Source organism: Paraburkholderia sp. GAS33, from assembly GCF_050436645.1.
Lineage (GTDB): Bacteria > Pseudomonadota > Gammaproteobacteria > Burkholderiales > Burkholderiaceae > Paraburkholderia > Paraburkholderia phenazinium_B.
In genome coordinates, this window is the sequence record NZ_JBNDMP010000001.1 from 470,461 (window position 1) to 493,371 (window position 22,911).

A 22,911-nucleotide genomic window follows, 5' to 3' on the forward strand; every position below is an offset into this window, starting at 1 on the left:
TCGCATGGAGCGCTTCGTCTATCAGGGCATGCCTTCGCGCGTAGTGTTCGAATGGGGCGCGCTCGCGACGCTGCCCGCGGAAGTGGAGCGCCTCGGCGCCGGCCGCGCGCTGATTCTCGCGACGCCCGACCAGCGTCCGCTAGCCGATGAAGTAGCGCGCGTGCTCGGCGCCCGCGCCGCGGGCGTGCATGCGCAGGCCGTGATGCATGTGCCAGTCGAAGTGGCGCGCGCTGCACGCGATGCAGCACAAGCGCTCGATGCCGACTGTTGCGTGGCCGTTGGCGGCGGCTCGACGATCGGGCTTGGCAAGGCGATCGCGCTCGAATCGTCGCTGCCGATCGTTGCAGTGCCGACGACTTACGCCGGTTCCGAGATGACGCCGATCTACGGGCTCACCGAAGGCCGTCTCAAGCGCACGGGCCGCGACACGCGCGTGTTGCCGCGCACGGTGATCTACGATCCGTCGCTCACGCTATCGTTGCCGGCGGCGGTGTCGGCAGCGTCGGGCATCAACGCGATGGCGCACGCGGTGGAAGCGCTCTATGCCGAAGACGCGAACCCTGTCATCAGCCTGATGGCGGAAGAAGCGATCCGCGCGCTGGGCGAAGCGTTGCCCGTCATCGTCCGTACACCTGATGACAAGGCGATGCGCAGCCGCGCGCTATACGGCGCGTGGCTCGCGGGAACGTGCCTCGGATCGGTGGGCATGGCGCTGCATCACAAACTGTGTCACACGCTCGGCGGCACGTTCAATCTGCCGCACGCGCAAACACATGCAGCGATGCTGCCGCATACCGCGCACTATAACCATGCCGCGGCACCCGCAGCGCTGGCGCGCGTGGCACGCGCGCTCGGCGGCAACGTTGCCGCCGATGCTGGTCCGCTGCTGTTCGAGCTCAACCGCACACTCGATATTCCGGCGGCGCTTGAGCAGATCGGCATGCCGGAAGAAGGGCTCGACGAAGCGGCGGACCTCGCGTGCAAGAATCCCTATGCGAATCCACGCCCCATCGAACGCGACGCGCTTCGTGCGCTGCTGCAGCGCGCGTGGCAAGGTTCGGCGCCGGCCTGAGCACAAAGACGAATTCATGGAGGAAGACATGCGACGTTTCTTCGCCGTATTTGCCACCGATAAACCTGGCATGCGCGACGTGCGCGAACGCGTGCGCCCGAATCATCGAAGCTGGCTGCGCAGCGCCGCACACGGGGTGCTCGTGCGCCTCGGCGGTCCGACGCTGGCGCCGCAATGCGACGCGATGAACGGCACCTTGCTGGTCGTCGAAGCGGAAGGTATCGACGATGTGATGGCGTTCGTGAGCAACGATCCGTACATGCAGGCGGGACTGTTCGATCGCGTTGAAGTGCGGCCGTGGGACTGGAGCCTCGGCAATCCCGAGCGGAGGGTGTAGGCAATGAACGGGACGCGCCTCTGTCTATTCGCCGACGTGCCGGATGGCGGCGCGCGGGTTGTGGATGGAACGGATGAGCGTGTGCCCATGGTGATCGTGCGGCGTGGCGAGCAGGTCTGGGCCTATGCCAACCGCTGCCCGCATTTTTCGGTGCCGCTCGATTTCGAGCCCGGCGAAGTCTTGTGCTATCGCAAGCAGGTGGTGATGTGCGCGCACCACAGCGCGCTGTTTCGCTTCGAGGACGGACATTGCATCGAAGGTCCGTGCGCAGGGGCGAGTCTGGATGCGATTCGGGTGGGTGTCGATAGGGATGCGTGGATCGTATTGAAACAATAGCGCCGACGCGCGTTACCATGCACATCCGATCTGGCAGGCGCATCCGGAACGCTACATTTGTGCGTGTGACTTTGGATGGCGTCGTGCTTCTAGCGCAGCAAGAAATCAAGCATCATCTCTTGCACTGCGTCGACCATCTGGACGCCGTTCGCCGTTTTGCAGCCCGCTGACTGGGCGGCAATCAGCAACGGTGTCACTCCATGCCCCGCAATCACATCGCCAACGAACATCGACGAATCCAGCAGTTCGCCGGAGACCGGAAGCGGGTCGTCCTCTGCCAGGCCCATGGGTGTTGCGTTGAATACCAAAGTACATCCCGCCGGATCGGCTGCGCCAACGCGTACACGACCCCGGGCAAGTTCGGCAACAAGTCCGTTCAGGCGGGTTGCGCGAGATTCGTCGGCGTCGTGGATGATGAGTTCGCCCACGCCTGCTTCGAGCAAAGCGATAGCGATCGCGCTGCCCGCAGCGCCGGCGCCCACCAGTAATGCACGACCGTCTTTCACGCGCGCGCCGTGATCGATCTGCGCTTTTACAAATGCGAGTCCGTCGAGCATGTCGCCGTGCCATGTGCCGCCCGCATTGCGCCGCATGACGCTTACTCCACCTAGCAACCTTGCAGTGTCGGAACTGGTCGCACAGTATGTGAATGCCGAGAATTTATGCGGCATGGTGACGAGCAGGCCATCGACATTGCCGGTCAGTGTCAGCGCATGCATGACCGCATCGAGGTTGTCCTTCGCGACCTGCATGGGCAGGCACAAGGCGTTGTGGCCTCGTGCCTCGAAACCACGGGTCAGCTGTTGCGGCGATTTCACGAATCTGATCGGGTCGCCGATAATCGGGTACAGCCGGGTGGCGCCATTCAGTTTTTGTGACATCCAGTTTCTCTTGTGCTGAATCGGCAGGAACGTTTGCTCCTGCCATCAGACCCGGTGCGAGACCTCAGCCGGGTCGCTTTTCAAGTACGTCCTTGACGACTGGAAGTACCGTAAATACATTCGGCCAACCCGCATAGAACGCCAGTTGTGTCATCACCTCCGACGCCTGTGCCTTCGTCAGTCCGTTATCCATTGCACGGTTCAGGTGATAGGTCAGTTGCGCGACCTGCCCGGTCGCAACCAGCGCGCTGACCGTGACGAGACTACGGTCGCGGGGCGCAAGACCTGGTCGCAGCCACAGGTCGTTAAACAACGCGTCCCGCGTGAACTGAACGACTCCGGGTGAGACGGCGCCGAAGTTTTGCTGTACGGTGCTTTCGCGCTGGGCTTCTGCCGCCTCGTCGAGAGGGAGAAGGTCAACCGCCGCTGGCGGGAGTTGCGCCGCCGTAATCCCGCGGCGCTCGAAAACGGCGCTCGTTATCTTCACCGCCGCGGTCGCATTGGCCCAACCGGAATAGAACGCCAGGTGCGTGATGATTTCCGAAATCTCGCTCGGCTTAAGGCCACTGTCGAGTGCGAGATCGAGATAGAACGGCAACTCTGCGCTCTGGTTACGCGCAATCAATACCGAGAGGGTGACTATGCTGCGGTCCCGCGCGGAAAGCTGCGGACGTTTCCACAGGTCGCCCAGCACCACATCGTGCGTATAGCGCTCAAGGGCGGGTGAAACGGTGTCCATCCCGGCAAGCAGGTTGACGGAGGACGAGCGATCCAGAGTTTCCATATCAGGTTTCCTTTCGAACTGCGAACAGGCCGCGGTGCCTAGCGCAAGCGACATCATGGCCATAGCGAATATCCTCATCGGCAGTTTCCTCGATAGCGCCATATCTGAAATTTAACGTACCCACTCATGGCCGACTAGGCGCTAGAATCGGCAAACACCTATGAGATGAGTTCATCAATGCGTCGAGAAAGCTACAACGACCTGCTGGCGCTGATTGCCGTGGCTCGCGAGCGCAGCTTCACGCGTGCGGCTGCGCAACTCGGCGTATCGCAATCGGCCTTGAGCCATACCATCCGGGCGCTTGAAACCCGGCTCGGCATGCGGCTCCTGACCCGAACCACGCGCAGCGTCGCGCCGACGGAGGCTGGCGAGCGACTCATCCGGACCATCGCGCCCCGCTTTGAAGAGATCGATTCCGAACTGGCAGCCGTCACCGAGTTTCGGGACAAACCCGCGGGTACGATCCGCATTACCGCAACCGATTACGCGACTGAGACAGTCCTGTGGCCCAGGTTGTCGCCGGTCCTTCGTGAATATCCAGACCTCAAGGTGGAGATCATCACCGACTACGGTCTCTCGGATATCGTGGCAGACCGGTACGACATCGGCATTCGTCACGGCGACCAGGTAGCCAGGGACATGATCGCGGTCCGCCTCGCGCCCGAAATGCGGATGGCAATTGTCGGAGCACCGGAGTACCTGAAGACGCGTGCGTTGCCAAAGAAGCCTCAGGACCTGACCACACACAACTGCATCAATCTTCGTTTGCCGACGCTGGGCGGGTTTTATCCATGGGAGTTGAAGAAAGGCAGCCGTGCAGTGCAGGTTCGCGTGGACGGACAGCTCGCGTTCAACGGGACGTATCAGATGCTGGCTGCAGCGTTGTCGGGATACGGCCTCGCTTACATCCCGGCTGATCTCGCCCAGTCTCATGTCGAAGCGGGTCGTCTCGTGAAGGTATTGGACGAATGGTGTCCTACGTTCCCAGGGCTGCACGCCTGCTACGCGACCCGTCGTGAGTTCTCACGGGCGATGACCGTGGTGATCGATGCGATCCGTTATCGCACGGAAGAGCCCGGACGCCGAAAACGGGATTCATGATTTCAGCTCATGAGGGTTTGCCGTTTTACGGGCTTTATCGCTAGATACCCTCGACCTATCATCCTCCATACAGACGGCGATCAAAACGCCGGCAGGTGCGCCGTTTCCGGCGCGCACGCTCTGGTAACCGCAGGCGCAGCCTGCATGGAGATGATGAGAATGGACTATCGGTATCTGGGTCGCAGCGCCCTCAAGGTTTCGCCCTTGTGTCTGGGTACGATGATGTTTGGCGGCGAAACGGATGAAGCTACCTCCCGCCGGATTATCGACAAGGCCTTTGATCAAGGTGTCAACTTCCTCGACACCGCGGATGTCTACCACGCTGGCCGATCTGAAGAAATTATCGGCCGGGCAATCGCGGAACGACGCGACGACTGGGTCGTGGCAACCAAGTTCGGCTACCCGGCCTCGGCAACCGCCCGTCCGAACGAACAGGGGCAGTCGCGCAAATGGATCTGCCAGACAGTCGACGCCAGCCTGAGACGCCTCGGCACTGACTACATCGACGTTCTCTACTTCCACCGGTCGCTTGTTGACGCGCCGCTCGAGGAAGGGGTTCGTGCCATCGGCGACCTCATTCGCCAAGGCAAGGTGCGTTACTTCGGTCTGTCCAACTTCCGCGCCTGGCGTATCGCGGAAATCGTGCGCCTGGCCGATCAGCTCGGCATTGATCGTCCCGTTGCAATCGAACCGGTTTACAACATGGTCGACCGCACGGCCGAGGTCGAACTGATGCCTGCCGCCGGACACTACGGCATCGGCGTCGTGCCGTACAGCCCGCTCGCACGGGGCGTGCTGACGGGCAAATACGCACTCGACGATGCCCCGCCTGCCGACTCTCGCGTTGCGCGCGGTGACAAGCGCATCCAGCAGACCGAGTGGCGTCCGGAATCTCTCGCCATTGCACAGAAGGTCGCGGCGCACGCCGCTGAGCGCAATACCACCTCGATTGCATTCGCCATCGCGTGGGTGCTCAGGAACCAGTTGGTGAGTTCCGCCATCGCCGGGCCACGCACGGAAGCGCACTGGGACAGCTACATGGACGCACTGACGCTGCAACTGGGAGCGGAAGACGAAAAGTTTGTGGACAGTCTGGTCCCTCCGGGCCATGCATCGACGCCCGGATATACGGATCCGAACTACCCGGTGGAAGGCCGGCGCGTGATGGGCTGATCTGCCGCTCGCGCCAGCCAGAAACAGCACTGAAAACCTGAGCCGTAAGAGGCTGGAGGAACGCGTTGTGAATATAACTTTTGAGAACAAGGTCGCACTCGTCACGGGCGCGGGCTCCGGGCTGGGTCTGGCCACGGCGAAGGCGTTTGCTTTGTCGGGGGCCTCGGTCGTACTGGCAGACTGGCACAAAGACTCCGTGGAGTCAGCGGCAGACGAACTGAAGGCCCAAGGTTGTGCAGTCCTCGCCGTCCAGTGCGATGTGGCCGACGATGCGCAGGTGGAAGCAATGGTTGCGCAAACCGTGGCGGTCTTTGGAAGGCTGGATGTCGCCTACAACAACGCCGGCGTTCAGAATGTCCTTGCTGAAACCGCCGATTCGTCCCGGGACGACTACGACCGCGTGATGTCGATCAATCTGGGCGGTGTCTGGAGTTGCATGAAATTCGAATTGCAACAGATGCGCAAGCAGGGCAATGGTGCGATCGTCAATTGTTCGTCGCTGGGCGGACTGGTTGGCGGACCGGAGCGCGGCACCTATCACGCTGCAAAGCATGGGGTACTGGGGCTGACGAAGAGTGCCGCCCTTGAATATGCGTCACGCGGTGTCCGGATCAATGCCATCTGTCCAGGTTTGTTCTGGACACCGATGGCCGCGCAGATGGCGGCCTCTGGCCAAAGCGAGGCTCTCGACGCACTGCTGAAAGCGGTTCCGATGGGCCGGTATGGGAAACCAGAAGAGATAGCCGATGTTGTGCTTTGGCTTTGCAGCGACGCCTCGAGCTACGTGACCGGTCAGTCTATTTCCGTCGATGGGGGTTTCATCATGCGATGAGCGAGATCCGGACAAGGCGCTTTCGTTGACGCCGACAACGGCGTCAAACGAAGCGTCTTGAACGTCTCATGGCGCGAGGGGATTCAGGTACGCGTAATCGATGCGCCACCATCGACGAGCGAAGCGGTGCCGGTCACAAAGGATGAATCATCGGACGCGAGATACAGCACCGAGCGCGCGAGTTCTTCCGGCCGTGCGACCCGCTTGAGCGCATGCAACCCGGTCACGAAGGCCTGCGACTCGGCTGTGTCATTCATGTCCCGGGACATCGGCGTGTCCACTGCGCCCGGCAGGATGGCGTTGACGCGTACCCCTTGTGGTCCGTACTCGGCAGCCAGTGCCTGGGTCAGTCCGATCAACCCGGCCTTGCTCGCAGCGTATGCGGCGGTGCCCGGGAAAGCGAATGAATAACCGACGAACGTCGACGTGAAGATGATCGATCCGCCGCCTTGCTTCAGCATTTCGGGGATTTGATGCTTCGCACCGAGGAAGGCGCTCGTCAGATTGATCGCCAATGCGGACGACCAGCCTGCCTCCGACACACCGGTGGTCGGGCCCATTTCGCCCAGCGTGCCGGCATTGTTATAGGCGATGTCAAGACGGCCGAAGCGGCTGACTGCGAGCGCGACCAGCGCTTTCGCGAAGTCCTCTGACTGCACGTCGCCCGCCAGAAACGCGGCCTCACCGCCTGCGCTCGCGATCTCGGCAGCGAGCGTTTCAAGTTCGGCTTCGCGGCGCGCCGCGATCACCACTTTTGCGCCTTCCGCGGCGAACAATTTTGCGGTGGCACGGCCAATTCCGGCACTGGCGCCGGTCACGATAGCGACTTTCCCTGTCAAGCGTTGCATGTTCAATCTCCTGCTGCAGTTTGTTGACCAGTGCCCAATGCCCTGGTCCGTGAGAAGCAATATAGGCTTCAGCCATAAATGCAGAAAGGCACAAAACATGGGTATATCATTCAGCATTTGTGAATGATCGGGGAATCCCATGGACAGGCTGCGTGCTTTTGAAGTCTTCGTGACCGTTGTGGGCCGTGGCAGCTTCACGCGCGCAGCCGATGTGCTCGAGACGTCGCCTGCCAACGTGACCCGCTACGTGAGTGAGCTGGAAGCGCATCTCGGCACGCGCCTGCTGAATCGCACTTCACGCAGGCTGTCTCTTACCGAGGGCGGCGAGACCTTTTACTCGCGTTGCAAATCGATCCTCGACGACGTCGCCGAGACTGAGGGGCTCGTATCCTCGGCCTCGGTCGAACCGCGTGGCCGTCTGCGCATCAATGCGCCTGTGAGCTTTGGGATTCTGTACCTGGCGCCGCTATGGCCCGAGTTCATGCGGAAATATCCCGAAGTGGAACTCGACGTGGCGTTGATCGACCGCGTCGTCGATATTGTCGATGAAGGCTATGACCTCGCCATTCGCATCTCCCGCGCCGGCTCGACTAACCAGGCAGCCCGCAAGCTGGCAACATCGAGAAACATCCTCTGTGCGTCGCCAACCTATCTGGCGCGTTGCGGACATCCCGTTAAACCAGCCGACCTGATCGAGCATCGATGCATCGGCTACTCGTATGCGGCCACCGGCGACGAGTGGCAACTGATCGACAGCGAGAGCAAAGCTCACACCGTAAAGGTCAACTGTCACATGCATACAAACAACGGCGATACGGCGCGCGCAGCCGCACTCGCTGGGCAAGGCGTCATCTGGCAACCCACGTTTCTGGTCGGCAACGACCTGCGCGTCGGCAAGCTGGTTCAGGTGTTGCCGGAGTATCGGTTGCCCGACATCGATGTGCTCGCGTTGTACCCCAGTCGCCGGCACCTGAGCGCCAAGACCCGCGCGGTGATCGATTTCCTGGTCGATGCGTTCGGTGGAGTGGCTCCGTGGGATCGGGCCGACGGAGCTTGAGCGGAGTTCGCGCCGGACGAGGGTAAACACCCACAACATTTCCTCCCTGCCGAAAGCAGGCAGAAGGCGTCGGTTTTTTATACTCGCGGCAAGCGCTGCACCAGACGATCCGTAGATAGCGGGCCGGCGCCCTCGACCATGGAGACCCTTCCGATATGCCACCCTTCGCCCGCTTCACGGCGCTAGCTTCGACCGCTTGCGCGGTTCTGTGCTGGACGCCGCCTGCCGACGCGCAGAAGCTGACGCTGATGACGGGTGGCGCGTCGAAGATCATGTATCTGCCGGTCACGCTGGCGGCCCGCCTCGGCTACTTCCGCGACGAAGGGCTGGACGTCGAGATTCTCTCGGAACCGGCCGGCGTCGATACCGCCACCGAACTGATCGCGGGTGCCGTCCAGGGCGCAGTGGGTATCTACGACCATACGATCGATCTGCAGAGCCGCGGTCTCGAAGTCGAAGCCATTGTCGTTCTGAACCGCGCGGCGGGACTCGCCGAACTGGCGTCGACCAAAGTGCCGCAGCCGATGCAGACCATGGCTGACGCTAACGGCCGCAGGCTCGGTGTGACGGGGTTTGGCGCGTCCACGTATTTCCTGAGCCGTTATCTCGCGCAGCGTGCGGGCCTCACCACCAACTCGTACACGGTCGTGCCGCTCGGTTCGGACAACAGCTTCGTCGATGCCATGACGAAAGGCACGGTCGACGCCGGCATGATCGAAGAGCCGACGGCCTCGCGGCTGCTGTCCGCCGGCACCGCGCAGGTGCTGGTGGACATGCGCAGCGTCGAGGGCACGCGTGCGGTGCTGGGCGGCCCCTTTGCCGGCGCATGTGTGTATGCGCAGCGCAAGTGGGTCGCCACCCATCCGGACGAAACCCGGCACCTGGTCCGCGCGATGACACGGGCTCTCGCGTTTATTTCATCGCACAGTGCCGGCGACGTTATGGCGGTTTTGCCGAAGGACTTTATCGGCGCGAACGGGGCGCTCTATCAACAGACGCTCGCTGCATCGATGCCAGCGTTTTCGCGCGACGGCAGGATGCCGGACGGCGCGCCCGAGACGGTTCTGGCTGCGCTCGCGGCAGTCAATCCGGCCATTGAGCCGCGCCATGTCGATCTGGCGCGAACCTACACCAACCGCTTTGCCGACGAGGCCAATGCCGTACCGGCCCACTGAGGCATTCGACGCATTTCCACTTTGAACGAAGCCGTACCTGGTTGCCCCGATGGCCGCCGGGCACGGGCCTGTCCCTCCCAATCGAGGTCACCATGACATCTGCAACTTCATCGAACGAAACGGCTGCCGCTGCCGTCCCTGCTGCTTCAAGGGAATCGCGCCTGCGCTCGGTGTTTCGCGTCACCAGCGGCAATTTTCTCGAGATGTACGACTTCACCGTGTACGGGTATTACGCGGCCGCAATCGCAGCCACGTTCTTTCCGACCGGCAACGAGTTCGCCTCGTTGATGCTCGCGCTTTCCGTGTTTGGCGCGGGCTTTCTGATGCGTCCGATCGGCGCGCTCGTGCTCGGCGCCTACATCGACCATCACGGCCGCCGCAAGGGCTTGATCCTTTCGCTGATGCTGATGGCGGTCGGCACTGCGTGCGTCGCGTTTGTGCCGGGCTATGCGCAGATCGGTCTTCTCGCGCCCGCTATCGTCCTGTTTGGACGGCTGCTGCAGGGCTTTTCCGCGGGCGTCGAACTGGGTGGCGTATCGGTCTACCTCTCGGAGATCGCGACCAAGGGCAATCGCGGTTTCTACTGCTCGTGGCAGTCCGCGAGCCAGCAGGTGGCGGTGGTGTTCGCGGCGTCGCTCGGCGTGCTGCTCAACCGTCTCATCCCTGCTTCGGAGATGAACGCATGGGGTTGGCGTATCCCGTTCATCGTCGGCTGTCTGATCGTGCCGTTCCTGTTCTACGTGCGTCGTTCTCTGCAGGAGACCGAAGAATTCGCCGCGCGCCGCCATCGTCCGGGTATGGCCGAGATCGCGAAGTCGATGGTGCAGCATTCGCGGCTGATCCTCGCCGGCATGGGCCTCGTCATCATGACGACGGCGTCGTTCTATCTGATCACGGCGTACACGCCGACGTTCGGCAAAGTCGTGCTGAAGCTGTCTTCGCTCGATTCGCTGCTGGTCACGGTCTGTGTGGGCGTGTCGAATTTCATCTGGTTGCCGATCGCTGGTGCCGTGTCCGATCGCATCGGCCGCCGTCCTGTGCTGATCGCCTGCACCGTGCTCGCGATCCTGACTGCGTATCCGGTCATGCAATGGATGGTGACGCAACCGTCGTTCGCCCGTCTGCTGCTGGTCGAACTGTGGTTGTCGCTGCTTTATGCGTGGTACAACGGTGCGATGGTCGTCGCATTGACGGAGCTTATGCCGGCGCATGTGCGGACCACCGGTTTTTCGATGGCGTACAGTCTCGCCACGGTGATCGGCGGGTTTACGCCGGCCATCTCGACCTGGCTGATTCATACTACGGGTGACAAGGCTTCCCCGGGCGCATGGATGTCGTTTGCTGCGCTGTGCGGGATAGTCGCAACGCTCGTTCTGTACCGTTCGACCCAGTCGCGGGAGCAGTACAGGACGGCATGAACGCATTGGGGATAGAGGCGATGAGGCTACTGCTCGTCGAAGACAACGATCAGCTCGCGCACTGGCTCGCGCGGATTCTGCAGGACGACGGCTTCATGCTCGACCGTGTGAGCGATGGCGAAGCGGCCGACACCGCCGTGCGCGCCGTGCCCTACGACGTCGTGCTGCTCGATCTGAATCTGCCACAGCTCTCTGGCAAGAGCGTGTTGCGCCGTATGCGCGAGCGGGGCGATGCAACGCCGGTGCTGATCCTGACAGCGACCGGCGCCGTCGACGAAAAAGTGATCTGTCTAGGCGCAGGCGCCGACGACTACATCGTCAAGCCATTCGATGCGCGTGAACTGGTTGCGCGCGTGAAGGTGCTGGCGCGGCGGCAATCGTCGTCGCGCTCGAACCGCCTCAAATGCGGCAATCTCACGTACGACATGGACCGCTGCCAGTTCGCGGTGGAAGGCGAGCCGCTGACGTTGACGCCGCGTGAACACGCAGTGCTCGAGGCGCTGATCCTGCGTGCCAAAAAGACGGTGGCGAAGGCGCTGCTGGCGGATTCGCTCAGCAACGCCGATACGGCGACCAGCGAAGACGCCATCGAGATTTACGTGTCGCGGCTGCGCAAGAAGCTTGAAAAGAGCACTGCGACCATCATCACGCTGCGCGGCCTCGGCTATCTGCTCGAAGACGGCGCCGATGACGAATAGCCTGCGCTTAAGGCTTCTGCTGTGGCTGCTGTTGCCGATGACCGTCTATGTCTTCGCGGCGGGTCTGATCGCCCGCGACAACGCGCAGCGCACAGCGAGCCTGTTGCAGGACGAAGCGTTGCTGTCGTCGGCGCGCGTGATGGCCGGTGACATCCAATGGGAAAATGGCTATCTGCACGCGGAGATCTCGCCGAGCGCGATCGAGATCCTGAGTTCGCCGTATGGCGACGAGGTGTATTTCAGCATTCGCGAAGTGGGTGGTGCGACGATTGCAGGCACCTCGGATTTTCCGTTGCGCGTGCCGGGCGATACACCCCTCTGGTATGACGCAGCGGTGAGCGGACACCCGATTCGCGCGGTGTCGCTGATCCGCCCAATGTACGACTCGGGCGCGACGAAGCAGGTTGTCGTTTCGGTGGGGCGCACACTCATGCAACGCGATGCGGCAGCCACCGAACTATGGCGGCCGCAGATGCTGCATTTTGCCGGCATCGTGACGATTGCCGTGGTGCTGGTTTGCGTCGGACTCACGTTCGAACTGCAGCCATTGATGCGGCTCGCGAAAGACATGCTGGCGCGTGCGCCGAATGCCTCGCTGCGGGTGCATGCCGATCCTTTGCGCAATGAGTTGCGCCCCATCGTCACCGCGTTCAACCAGTGCCTCGATATCATCGAACGGAAGACCGCCATGCAGCGGCGCTTTATCGCAGATGCGGCGCATCAGTTGCGTACGCCGCTCACCTTGCTCGGCACGCAACTGCAATACGCGCGACGCCAGGACGATCTTGGTCAACTGAAAGAGACGCTGCTGGCCATGCACCGCAGCAACCAGTCGCTGGTGGCGCTCACCAACCAGTTGTTGCTGCTCGCGCAAGCGGAGGCCGCGGACTACGCCGACTTCGAAGGTGCGCCCGTGGATCTGCGCGCGGTTGCGACCGGGACACTTGAACAGCTCGCATTGCTCGCGCAACGACGCCGCGTCGAATTGTCCGCGCATCTCGACGAACCAGGGCAAGTGATGGGCAACGAGCCGCTGCTTTCGGTGCTGCTGTTCAATCTGCTCGACAACGCGATTCGTTATACGCCAGCCGGTGGCCATGTCGCGCTTACCTTGAGCTCGCAGGACGGCCGGGTCGTTCTGACCATCGCGGATGAAGGCCCGGGGATCGGCCCCGAGTTACGCGACCGGGTGTTCGAGCCGTTCTTTCGGGCCTCCGGCGAGGAGGGCAGCGGGCTCGGATTGTCGATCGTCCGCGAAATCGCCCGGGCGCATCGGGCCGAAGTCGTGTTGGGCGATGGCGATGGCGATGGCGCGGGCGGGGTGGGGCTGACTGCTTCGGTGGTGTTTCCGGCCGTACGTGGGTGATTTGACCCACGAGGTTCAGGGGCGTAGGCGGGTTTCTTGTCAAAAATCGGTAATACGCCACCCCTGCCGGTGGGGTTGATCTAGAATTTGCCTCATAGGAGGTTGTGTGCTGACTTCGCTGGCAGGATAGAGTGTCTCCGGCCAGGTATCGACTTTTCCACCCACGACGATGACAACCGACAATCACGCAGCGCCCGCCGGACTGACCGATGCCCAGCGATTCGAACTGCTTGTGACCAGCGTAAAGGACTACGCGATCTACATGCTGGATACGCGCGGCTACATCGTCAGCTGGAATGCCGGGGCCCAAAGATTCAAAGGCTACGTCGCCAGCGAGATCATAGGAAAACACTTTTCCCAGTTCTACACGGATGAGGACCGCGCATCCGGCGTCCCGGAACGGGCGTTGCGCACGGCGCTCGAGGAGGGCAAGTTCGAAGACGAGGGATGGCGGGTGCGCAAGGACGGCACGCGCTTCTGGGCCAGCGTCGTGGTCGATCCCATCCGCGACAATTCCGGCGAGCTGGTGGGATTTGCGAAAATCACGCGTGATATTTCCGAACGCAAGGTGGCTGAGGAAGAGTTGCGCAAGAGCGAGCAACAGTTCCGTCTCCTTGTCCATGGGGTCACGGACTACGCCATCTATCTGCTGTCCCCCGCCGGAGAAATAACCAGCTGGAATGCCGGGGCAGCGCGTATCAAGGGATATCAGCAACACGAGATCGTCGGTCAGCACTTTTCCCGCTTTTATACCGAGGAAGATCGCGCCCGCGGTGTGCCGGCGCTGACGCTCGCGATGGCGGCGCGCGACGGCCGGGCGGAACTGGAGGGCTGGCGGGTTCGCAAAGACGGGAGCCGCTTCTGGGCAAACGTGGTGGTGGATGCGATCCGCGACGAATTCGGCACGCTCCTCGGATTTGCGAAAGTGACTCGCGATATCACCGAGCGCAAGGAAGCGGCCGCTGCACTGGAACGCGCCAATGCCGCGCTATTTCAATCGCAGAAGATGGAGGCCATCGGCCAGCTCACAGGCGGTGTCGCGCATGACTTCAATAATCTGCTGGCCGTGATTTCGAACGGGCTGCAGGTGCTCTCCGCGCAATCGCGCACCCATCTGGACACGCGCATGCTGGATGCGATGCAGCGTGCCGTCGACCGTGGTGCCTCGCTGACCCAGCAGCTTCTCTCGTTCGCCCGGCAACAGCCACTCAAGGCCGAGTCCCATGACGTGAACACGATCATCCGGGCCTTCGAACCGGTGCTGCATCGGGCCGTGAACGACTCAATCAGTCTCGAGGTCGAGTTGGCCGCGGAGCAGACGGTGGTGCTGTTGGACGCTGCACGTTTCGAGGCCGCCTTGCTGAACCTGGTAGTGAATGCGCGCGATGCGATGCCCGGGGGCGGAACAATCGCGATCAGCACTGAGCGCGTCGAGCTCAAGGTTGGCGACGTCGGAGGACTTCCGGCCGGCACTTATATCAGGGCGGCGGTATCGGACACCGGCACGGGCATGTCGCCCGAAGTTGCGGCACGAGCGTTTGAGCCGTTCTTTACCACGAAGGAGATAGGCAAAGGGACGGGACTCGGCTTGAGCCAGGTGTATGGGTTCATTACCCAGTCGGGCGGCGATGTTGTGATCCGCAGCGTGGGCGGCAATGGCACGACGATCGAGATCTATCTTCCCGCCATAGCGGGCGCTCCCGTCCCTGCCAAGGACTATTCAGCGCATCTGACGGCGGAAACCGTCCTGCTCGTGGAAGACGAGCCTGACCTGCTGGCCGCCGCGTCCGAGCTGTTTCAAAGCATCGGCTACGAGGTGGTGACGGCCAGTAATGGCCTGGACGCCGTCGATATCCTGATGCGGCGTTCGCGGATCGACATTCTCTTTAGCGACATCGTGATGTCGCACGGAATCAGTGGACTGGAGCTGGCGCGGCTGGTTCGCGAGCAGTTTCCGGCTGTCAAGATCGTGCTTGCCTCGGGCTATCCCCTTGCGGTGCTGCGCCGCGAACATGGCGAGCTCGGCGAGTTCACGTTCGTCCACAAGCCGTATCGCCTCGCCGATCTCGCGAAGGCCTTGCGCGCTGGTTGAGCGGGTGCCTGGGTAGCCCCTTGGTACGTAGAGGGGCTAACCGGGCACGAGCGCCTTCTCAGATCACCATGCCGCCGGCGACTTCGATACGCTGGGCATTGACCCAGCGGTTATCCTCGGACAGCAGCGAGGCGATCATCGGGCCGATGTCGTCTGGCACGCCCGCGCGGCCGAGCGCGGTCGCTTCCGCCACGCGCCTGTTAATCTCGGGATTGTCGCGCACCATGCCGCCGCTGAAGTCGGTCGCGACCGCGCCCGGAGCGACGGTGTTGACGGCGATCTTGCGAGGACCGAGTTCCTTCGCGAGATAACGGGTCAGCACTTCGACCGCACCCTTCATGGACGCGTACGATCCGCTGCCAGGAAAAGCGACGCGGGTCAGTCCCGAGGAAATATTCACGATGCGGCCACCATCGTTGATGAGCGGCAGAAGTTTTTGCGTGAGAAAGAAAACGCCCTTGAAATGGACGTTGTAGAGACCGTCGAGTTCTTCCTCGGTCGTCTGCTCGAATGGGGTGTGATTCGAAGTGCCGGCGTTGTTGACGAGGAAGTCGAAACGCTCGGCGCCCAACTCGGGAAGCGACTTTCGAACCTGTTCCACGAAGGCGTCGAACGTGTTCACCTTGCCGGTATCGAGCGGTAGCGCAATGGCCTTTTGCCCCGCCTCTGCCACGAGGCTGACCACCTTGTCGGCTTCTGCCCGATTCGCGCGATAGGTGAAGAGCGAATTGACGCCGCGCCGCGCAAGGTTGATCACCGTGTTGCGTCCCAGACCGCGACTGCCTCCGGTAACGATTGCGATTTTTGTGCCTGTATTTCCTGCGGTCATGCTGTGCTCCACTTCCGGTTGAACAGGAGTCAAGCTTATTCCGGCCTCCCCAGGCGCTGAATGCCCGAACTGCTTCGGTTCTTGCCTGATCCTGCTCGGAGCGCCTCCTTTGGATACGTGAGCATGTACCATTCAGGAAAGGAGGGAATGCATATGTCCAATGCCTTGATTGAAGCGGTCAAACGCTATACCGACCAGCAGGCCGGGAAGGGGAGCCCGTTCATTACCGCGATTGATGGAATGGCCATCCTTCGCGCGGATCATGAAAAACCTGCGTCTCATCTGATCATGAAGCCCGCGCTGTGCGTCGTCGTGCAAGGCACCAAGTGGACGACTTTCGGCGACCGGCGCTACGACTATCCGGCAGGGCGAGCGCTCGTCGTTAGCGTCGAGATGCCGGCATTCAGCAGGGTGGTTGAGGCGAGTCCAGCCGAACCGTTCCTCGCCATCGTGATTCAGTTCGACCTTGCGGTGATGCGCGATGTGATGGAGCGTCTCGAGGCGCCGCCCGAACTGGAAGACAATCTGGGCCGCGGTGTATTTGTCACCGACTTCGACGGTCCGCTCGCCGACTGCGTGCTGCGCATGGTGCGTCTGCTCGATACGCCGCAGGCGATTCCTATCCTTGCGCCGATGATCATGCGGGAGATCTGCTATTGGCTGCTGACGGGGCCTCATGGCGGCGAGGTCGCCAAGGTTGTGCTGGCGAACAGTCATGCGCAGAGAGTGGTTACAGCGATCCATACATTACGGGACCAGTTCGCCGAGACGATTCGCATCGAGGAACTGGCGGCCGTGGCGCAAATGAGTCCCTCCGCATTCCATAGGCAATTCAAGGCGCTCACCTCGATGACGCCGCTGCAATACCAGAAGCAGCTACGCCTGCTCGAAGCGCGGCATCTGATGGTGACAGGGGACGCCAACGCCGAAGTGGCCGCGTATCAGGTGGGCTACGAAAGCGCATCGCAATTCAGCCGTGAATACGCGCGCATGTTTGGCGCGCCGCCCCGGCGCGATATCGCCTCATTGAAGACGGTCGTGGCCTAGCGTTGCGCATGGTTTTTTTGTCCAGACGAACACGAACCCACAGGAGCCACAGTCATGACCGACGGGCACGATATCGCACCCGACAGCACCGCAGCGCGAGTCGCGTTGTGGCGTGCACTGCATGTCCAGTCCGACTCGCTGCCGCATGTGCTGGAAGACGAGATCGGCCTCAAGCTGCTGTCGCCGGACGAGAACTGGCGCAGCCGTGGCGACATGGACCCGCAGTTCACGCGGCCGTTTCGTGCCTCGATCGTGGCGCGTGCCCGCTTCATCGAAGATCTGGTCGTGGAACAGGCCGGCCGCGGCGTCGGTCAGTATGTGATTCTCGGCGCCGGCCTCGACAGCTTCGCGCAGCGGCGCCCGGAGATTGCGTCCCATCTCAAGGTCTTCGAGATCGATCAGCCCGGCCCGCAGGCATGGAAGCGTCAGCGCCTGATCGAACTCGGCTTCGGCGTGCCGGACTGGTTACGTTTCGTGCCAGTGGACTTCGAGGCGGGGGGAAGCTGGCGGGAAGGGCTCATGTCTGCCGGCTTCGATGAGAGCCAGCCGGCCATTGTCGTGTCGACGGGCGTCAGCATGTATCTCAGCAAAGAGGCGAACTCGGCCACGTTGCGCGAAGTGGCGGCGCTCGCCCGAGGGTCGACGCTCGCCATGACGTTTCTGCTACCGCTGGAACTGGCGGACCCGGAGGTGCGACCCGGGCTCGAGATGGCGGAGAAGGGCGCGCGGGCAAGCGGTACGCCTTTCGTGAGTTTCTTCACCCCGGCGGAGATCCGGGAAATGGCCTGCGAAGCGGGCTTTGAAGAAGCACGGCACGTATCCGCGGCTGATCTGACACAACGCTACTTCGCCGGCAGGACCGATGGCTTGCGCCCGCCGAACAACGCTGAGGAACTGCTGGTCGCAACGACCAGCAGTTAGCGTGCATTGCTTGGAGCGCCATTGTTGACGCGATGCCTTCAGAGGGTGAGGCTAGCAGCAAAGGATCGTCCGCGAGGCGGCCGTTTCAGCCACCTCGCGGAGATGCTGCGGATTTAGAACAGATTGCGCAGGCCGACTGCGACGCCGGTCTGGTTGTTGCGGCCCGGGTAGTCGGAGAGGAACGCGCCGTTGCCGCGGGTGAAGTCGACCGTGCCGTAGACCTCGGTGCGCTTGGACAGCGCATACTCGGCGAGCACCGTGGCGGAGTAGTTGATACCGACGCCGAGCGCGCCGTCGAGGAACGCCGCGTTGCGGGCGTGATCGTAGTAGCCTGCCACCGTCAACGTCAGCGGCGAGGTCACTTGCCAGCTCGAACCGACATAGAAGCTGTCGTCAATACGGTCCGGGCTCGCGGATGCCAGCAACGGCGCGCCGACCTGCTGCTGGGCGAAGTCGGCCGTACCGGTTTCGTCCTGCGAATGCAGCCAGCCCGCAAGCACCTTCACGGCCGGGGTGAACGCATACACGGTGCTTACGTTGACGATGTTGAATTTCTTGCCCTCGACGTCATTCTGCTGGAAGCCGACGTCGGCCGACAGCGGTCCAATCGAGTACGAAGCCGTCAAGCCGTACATGCTGTTCGAGCCGACGCTGCCCGGCACGCCGCCGAAGCCGTACATGCCCTCGACCGTCAGGCCGGCGAACGTGCCGCTGTACTTGACCGAGCTGTTCGTGAACAGGAACGGGCCGACCGGGTTATACACGTAACTGTCCTGCCAGAAGTCGGCGACGGTCAACGGGTCGTAGGTGTTGCCCATCTGCTCGAAGAACGGCGTCTGCTGGCGGCCCAACGTCACCGTGCCGTACTGGCTGCTCGACAGCCCGACGTACGCCTGACGCTGGAACAACTGGTTGCTGCTGTTATCGAGCTTGCCCGACCAGAGCTGGAACTGGTTCTCCAACCGGAACACGGCCGAGAGGCCGCCGCCCAGGTCTTCGGTACCCTTCAAGCCCCACCGGCTCGGTGTTTCGACGCCTTCTCCCATCGCAACCTGGCCGTCGTTGTTCGCATTTGCATTCGACAGGTAACGAACCGTCGTATCGACGAGGCCGTACAGCGTGACTGAACTTTGGGCGAATGCGCTGGGCGCGAACATTGCGAGTGCTGCAGCGGCTGCGCCGGAACTCGCCATCAGGTGGAATTTTTTCATCCGTCTCTCCATCTTTTCTATTGTTTGAAAATTTGTTTAGGCGGTCTTCGAGGCGAGCGCACGCAGCTGAGCGAGTTTTTGTCGAGGGATCCTGATTATGAAGATCCGCGACTATTTTGTGCAGCGCGATGGCTTTGTTAATACCCCTTACCGCCGCGGGCTGATTTTACGATAAAGCCGTTTCAACGATTACAGCGGTAATAGCTTCGAACGATAAATGTCGTTTTTTTGTTGAAACCGGTTGACGGCTTTTTTGATTGAAAGCCTCCCGCGACTCGCGCCGTCTTTATCCCTTCTCGCGCCACCTCCCGTCGTTTCATCGCAAGCGGCTGGCCGCCCATGCCCGCGCTGCGCATCATGCCGCTTCCCTTCCCTGATCGGCTGAAGTCATGAGCTTCCAGCCCGGAGATTTCGATGAAAGTACGCGTCCATCATTATTCAAAATATCTGTTACTCGGCGCAATACTGTGTGCCGGTTCGATTGACGCAATGGCTGATGACGTTACAGCGCCCGCATCGCCGAACGCGATGTTGCCCGACGGCTGGCATTTCACCGTCGGCGCGGGAGTTTTGAGCCTGCCCGAATATCCGGGCGCGAGCGATCGCAAATTTGAGCCGATTCCGTTACTCGGCGCGAGCAACGGGCGTTATTTCATCGGTACGGTGCCCGAGGCAAATACGCCGCTGGGGATGGGTGCCTACCTCTATAAGGACTCGCATTGGCAGCTCGCCGCGTTGCTGTCGTACGATTTCATCCAGCCGCGCGACCAGTCCGACGATGCACGCCTGCAAGGCCTCGGCGACATCTCCCGTACCGCCCATGCCGGCCTGTTCGGCAGCTATACGCTCGACTGGTTCACGGCGCGCGGCAGCGTCATGACCGACATTCTCGGCAAGCACGAGGGCACGGTGGCCACCTTGGGCCTGGAAGGAAAGTATCAGCCGGTCGACGCGCTCACGTTGAGCGCTGGGCCCGGACTGACGTGGGGCAGCAGCCAGTACAACCGGACTTTCTACGGTGTCGACCCCGGCCAGAGCCAGCGTTCCGGTCTGCCTGAATACGCGCCGGGGGCGGGCGTCGCTTCGCTGAACGTCTCCGTCAAGGCTGACTACAGGCTTTCCAGGCAATGGGACGTGGGCGCTACCGTGATCGCCGCCAGGCTCCGCGGCGATGTCGGCGGCAGTCCCATTGTCGAGAAGAAAACCCAGCTCACATATGGGTTGTTCTCGAGCTACCGGTTCTGAGCGAAGCCTCAGCCCCGGTTCCTGCCGGGGATTTTGCCTGTCACAGGGATTCGAGTACCATAGCAGCCATGTGAATTGTCAGACGGGAATACAATCATGGCAGCCGATATGGAGCTGATACGGCCTGAGACGCTACGTCACCAGGTGGAGCACGTGCTCCGGCAGGCGATCATGTCGGGACGCTTTGCGCCTGGGGCGCGCCTGATCGAGCGTGAACTCTGCGAGTCGTTGAGCGTGAGCCGCACGTCGATCCGCGAAGCGCTGCGCCGGCTCGAAGCCGAGAAGCTGGTGCGCATTGTGCCGCACAAGGGGCCGACTGTCGCGGTCATTTCCAGGGAGGAAGCGACCGAGCTGTATGCGATCCGCGGCCTGCTCGAAGGATTTGCCGCCGCCGAGTTTACCCGTCACGCCGACGATGCGGCGATCGCACAATTTGGCGAGCGCGCCCAGGCATTGAAGGTGGCGGCGCACTCCGGCAATCAGGATGCCGTGCTGAAGGCCAAGGGCGACCTGTATGACGTGCTGCTCGGCAACTGCGGCAACGGCCTGATCAAGGAGATCCTGACGAGCCTCTATTCACGCGTCAATCTGCTACGCGCCACGTCCCTGATGCATCCCGACCGCCTGCCAGCCAGCTTGCGGGAAATCGACAAGCTATACAAAGCGCTCAAGGCGCGCGATGCGCAAGCTGCAGAGGCAGCCGCCCGGCTACACGTGGCGAATGCGGAAAAAGCCGCGATGAGGATGCTTGAGACGGACCAGGGCTGACAAGACTCTGCGAGCGGCGCCGAGCCGTTATTTCACTTTACTTCTGATTCGGACTACACTTAATTCCACTTTCTCTCCACCTTAGCCCTGCCAGTATTCGGTAACAGATGCTTTTGTCGTGCTTCGCGGGCCGAAGCAAGCCGAGTCGGTTCGCGTCCAAAAACCATTTGAACGGGACGACTCATCATGGCTGATACGAGCTACATGGCACGGAAATCCGTCGCCGATATCGTCGGAAGCGCGGATACGGAGGGAGGCCACTCGCTGTCGAAAACGCTGGGCGCCACCAGCATCACAGCGATGGGAATCGGCGCCATCATCGGCGCCGGCATCTTTGTCCTGACCGGCACCGCGGCGGCGCAGTTCGCCGGCCCGGGCATCATTCTTTCGTTCATCCTCGGTGGCATCGCGTGCGCGTTCGTTGGCCTGTGCTACTCGGAACTGGCTGCCATGCTGCCCGTATGCGGCAGCAGCTATACGTACACCTATGCAACCCTCGGCGAGATCTTCGCGTGGATCATCGGCTGGGACCTGATCCTCGAATATGCAATGGGCGCCGCGACCGTCGCGGTCGGCTGGTCCGGTTATATCGTGAGTCTGCTGCATAACGCGGGAATCAACATCCCGCCGACCCTGTCGACCGCCCCCGGCACGATCATCAAGCTCGCCGACGGCACCACGGCCACAGGTATCGTCAATCTGCCGGCCATCGTGATCATCGCCATCCTGACTACGATGCTGGTGCTCGGTACGAAGGAGTCCGCACGGCTCAACAACATCATGGTGGCGGTCAAGCTGATCGTGGTGGTGGCCTTCATCGCGCTGGGGATGTTTTTCATCAAGCCGGCCAACTGGCATCCGTTCATTCCTGCGAATACAGGTGAGTTCGGCAACTTCGGCATGAGCGGCATTCTGCGTGGCTCGGCCGTGGTGTTTTTCGCGTTCATCGGTTTCGATGCGGTATCCACCGCGGCGCAGGAGGCGAGAAAGCCGCAGACCGACATGCCGATCGGTATCCTGGGATCCCTGATTATCTGTACCGTGCTGTATATCCTCGTCGCCGGGGTCCTCACCGGGCTCGTACCGTACGCGGATCTGAACGTGCCTGATCCGATCGCCAAGGGCGTGGATGCCATCGGCCTCACATGGTTCTCAGTCCTGATCAAGATCGGCGCGCTGACGGGGCTCACCACCGTGATTCTCGTGCTGCTGTATGGACAGAGCCGGATCTTCTTCACGATGTCGCAGGACGGTTTGCTGCCGCCGCTTTTCGCGCGGGTTCATCCGCGTCTTCAGACTCCGCATCTGAGCCAGATCATGATCGGCACGATCGTCGCCATCGTGGCGGCGCTGACGCCGATCAGCGTGCTGGGCGAGATGGTCAGCATCGGCACGCTGTTCGCGTTCATTCTCGTCTGCGGCGCCGTGATCTATCTGCGGCGCAGCGACTCCGGCGCTTCTCGCCCGTTCCGGGCCCCGGGCGTGCCGATCGTGCCGGTGCTGGGGATTCTGTTCTGCCTGTTGCTGATGGTGGGGCTGCCGCTCGTCACGTGGATGCGGCTCGTCGTGTGGCTGGTGATCGGCTTGATCATCTATTTTTCGTACGGCCGCAATCATTCGAAGCTGCGCTTTCCCGAGCGTCACTGACCGATAACGAGCCTCGATAAAAAACGGGCGTTGCCGCGCATCTCTGCCGGCATCGCCCGTTCGGTAGCACCGA

General features: G+C 61.9%; 22 protein-coding genes. 17 read left to right on the forward strand and 5 right to left on the reverse strand.

All coding sequences use genetic code 11. The features are described from left to right. The first annotated feature begins 4 nt into the window (after positions 1 to 4). The 3 genes from P3T24_RS02170 to P3T24_RS02180 are packed head-to-tail and all read left to right on the forward strand — an operon-like array spanning position 5 to position 1,745. Positions 5 to 1,072, forward strand: coding sequence for a maleylacetate reductase (locus P3T24_RS02170; protein WP_429431980.1), 1,068 nt, complete (start codon positions 5 to 7; stop codon positions 1,070 to 1,072). 28 nt (positions 1,073 to 1,100) lie between these two features. Next, positions 1,101 to 1,409: a YciI family protein gene (locus P3T24_RS02175; protein WP_074268913.1), complete on the forward strand. Its 309-nt coding sequence runs from the start codon at positions 1,101 to 1,103 to the stop codon at positions 1,407 to 1,409. A 3-nt stretch (positions 1,410 to 1,412) separates the two neighbouring features. Further along, the gene (locus tag P3T24_RS02180) at positions 1,413 to 1,745 is read left to right on the forward strand and encodes a Rieske (2Fe-2S) protein (protein ID WP_074268912.1); all 333 of its coding nucleotides are present in this window, start codon (positions 1,413 to 1,415) and stop codon (positions 1,743 to 1,745) included. A gap of 89 nt (positions 1,746 to 1,834) precedes the next feature. On the opposite strand, the gene P3T24_RS02185 is transcribed toward P3T24_RS02180, so the two are convergent. Both P3T24_RS02185 and P3T24_RS02190 read right to left on the reverse strand, forming a co-directional pair. Beyond that, a complete protein-coding gene (locus tag P3T24_RS02185) occupies positions 1,835 to 2,626 on the reverse strand; it encodes a shikimate dehydrogenase family protein (RefSeq protein WP_429431984.1) in 792 nt (263 codons plus the stop codon). A gap of 64 nt (positions 2,627 to 2,690) precedes the next feature. Next, a complete protein-coding gene (locus P3T24_RS02190; RefSeq protein ID WP_429431987.1) occupies positions 2,691 to 3,410 on the reverse strand; it encodes a carboxymuconolactone decarboxylase family protein in 720 nt (239 codons plus the stop codon). Between the two features lie 177 nt (positions 3,411 to 3,587). Between P3T24_RS02190 and P3T24_RS02195 the strand changes: the two genes are divergently transcribed. The 3 genes from P3T24_RS02195 (at position 3,588) to P3T24_RS02205 (ending at position 6,516) form a co-directional block, all read left to right on the forward strand. Further along, entirely contained in the window at positions 3,588 to 4,511 is a 924-nt protein-coding gene (locus P3T24_RS02195; protein ID WP_074268909.1) for a LysR family transcriptional regulator, read from the forward strand. 159 nt (positions 4,512 to 4,670) lie between these two features. Next, the gene (locus tag P3T24_RS02200; protein ID WP_429433220.1) at positions 4,671 to 5,684 is read left to right on the forward strand and encodes an aldo/keto reductase; all 1,014 of its coding nucleotides are present in this window, start codon (positions 4,671 to 4,673) and stop codon (positions 5,682 to 5,684) included. A gap of 67 nt (positions 5,685 to 5,751) precedes the next feature. After that, on the forward strand, positions 5,752 to 6,516 hold the full coding sequence (locus P3T24_RS02205; RefSeq protein ID WP_429407950.1) for an SDR family NAD(P)-dependent oxidoreductase: 765 nt from the start codon (positions 5,752 to 5,754) through the stop codon (positions 6,514 to 6,516). A gap of 83 nt (positions 6,517 to 6,599) precedes the next feature. Here the strand turns inward: P3T24_RS02205 and P3T24_RS02210 are convergent, their stop codons facing one another. Next, entirely contained in the window at positions 6,600 to 7,364 is a 765-nt protein-coding gene (locus P3T24_RS02210) for an SDR family oxidoreductase (RefSeq protein WP_429431990.1), read from the reverse strand. 139 nt (positions 7,365 to 7,503) lie between these two features. Here P3T24_RS02210 and P3T24_RS02215 point away from each other — a divergent pair, with 139 nt between their 5' ends. The 6 genes from P3T24_RS02215 to P3T24_RS02240 all read left to right on the forward strand — a co-directional run bounded on the left by P3T24_RS02215 (position 7,504) and on the right by P3T24_RS02240 (position 15,170). Further along, the gene (locus tag P3T24_RS02215) at positions 7,504 to 8,421 is read left to right on the forward strand and encodes a LysR family transcriptional regulator (RefSeq protein WP_429431993.1); all 918 of its coding nucleotides are present in this window, start codon (positions 7,504 to 7,506) and stop codon (positions 8,419 to 8,421) included. 155 nt (positions 8,422 to 8,576) lie between these two features. After that, positions 8,577 to 9,596, forward strand: coding sequence for an ABC transporter substrate-binding protein (locus tag P3T24_RS02220; RefSeq protein ID WP_429431996.1), 1,020 nt, complete (start codon positions 8,577 to 8,579; stop codon positions 9,594 to 9,596). 92 nt (positions 9,597 to 9,688) lie between these two features. Further along, positions 9,689 to 11,014, forward strand: a complete 1,326-nt coding sequence (locus P3T24_RS02225) for an MFS transporter (RefSeq protein WP_429431999.1) — start codon at positions 9,689 to 9,691, stop codon at positions 11,012 to 11,014. A gap of 20 nt (positions 11,015 to 11,034) precedes the next feature. Then, a complete protein-coding gene (locus tag P3T24_RS02230; protein WP_074268902.1) occupies positions 11,035 to 11,712 on the forward strand; it encodes a response regulator transcription factor in 678 nt (225 codons plus the stop codon). Then, a complete protein-coding gene (locus tag P3T24_RS02235; RefSeq protein ID WP_429432002.1) occupies positions 11,702 to 13,078 on the forward strand; it encodes a sensor histidine kinase in 1,377 nt (458 codons plus the stop codon). Before P3T24_RS02230 ends, P3T24_RS02235 begins: the two co-directional genes overlap by 11 nt. A 169-nt stretch (positions 13,079 to 13,247) precedes the next feature. Next, positions 13,248 to 15,170 carry a PAS domain S-box protein gene (locus tag P3T24_RS02240; RefSeq protein WP_429285842.1) on the forward strand — a complete coding sequence of 641 codons (1,923 nt, stop codon included), beginning with the start codon at positions 13,248 to 13,250 and terminating at the stop codon, positions 15,168 to 15,170. A gap of 58 nt (positions 15,171 to 15,228) precedes the next feature. On the opposite strand, the gene P3T24_RS02245 is transcribed toward P3T24_RS02240, so the two are convergent. Further along, positions 15,229 to 15,999, reverse strand: coding sequence for an SDR family NAD(P)-dependent oxidoreductase (locus P3T24_RS02245; protein ID WP_429432005.1), 771 nt, complete (start codon positions 15,997 to 15,999; stop codon positions 15,229 to 15,231). Between the two features lie 153 nt (positions 16,000 to 16,152). On the opposite strand from P3T24_RS02245, the gene P3T24_RS02250 reads away from it, so the two are divergent. Further along, positions 16,153 to 17,046, forward strand: a complete 894-nt coding sequence (locus P3T24_RS02250) for an AraC family transcriptional regulator N-terminal domain-containing protein (protein ID WP_429432008.1) — start codon at positions 16,153 to 16,155, stop codon at positions 17,044 to 17,046. A 54-nt stretch (positions 17,047 to 17,100) separates the two neighbouring features. After that, on the forward strand, positions 17,101 to 17,967 hold the full coding sequence (locus P3T24_RS02255) for a class I SAM-dependent methyltransferase (protein ID WP_429432011.1): 867 nt from the start codon (positions 17,101 to 17,103) through the stop codon (positions 17,965 to 17,967). Between the two features lie 113 nt (positions 17,968 to 18,080). Here P3T24_RS02255 and P3T24_RS02260 read toward each other — a convergent pair whose 3' ends face one another. After that, complete coding sequence (locus P3T24_RS02260; RefSeq protein WP_074268896.1) at positions 18,081 to 19,178, reverse strand: porin; 1,098 nt, start codon at positions 19,176 to 19,178, stop codon at positions 18,081 to 18,083. Positions 19,179 to 19,592: 414 nt separating this feature from the next. On the opposite strand from P3T24_RS02260, the gene P3T24_RS02265 reads away from it, so the two are divergent. The 3 genes from P3T24_RS02265 to P3T24_RS02275 all read left to right on the forward strand — a co-directional run bounded on the left by P3T24_RS02265 (position 19,593) and on the right by P3T24_RS02275 (position 22,838). Further along, positions 19,593 to 20,423: a MipA/OmpV family protein gene (locus P3T24_RS02265; RefSeq protein ID WP_429432014.1), complete on the forward strand. Its 831-nt coding sequence runs from the start codon at positions 19,593 to 19,595 to the stop codon at positions 20,421 to 20,423. A 96-nt stretch (positions 20,424 to 20,519) separates the two neighbouring features. Next, complete coding sequence (locus P3T24_RS02270) at positions 20,520 to 21,191, forward strand: GntR family transcriptional regulator (RefSeq protein ID WP_074268894.1); 672 nt, start codon at positions 20,520 to 20,522, stop codon at positions 21,189 to 21,191. 186 nt (positions 21,192 to 21,377) lie between these two features. Then, positions 21,378 to 22,838, forward strand: a complete 1,461-nt coding sequence (locus tag P3T24_RS02275) for an amino acid permease (protein ID WP_074268893.1) — start codon at positions 21,378 to 21,380, stop codon at positions 22,836 to 22,838. Positions 22,839 to 22,911 lie beyond the last annotated feature (73 nt).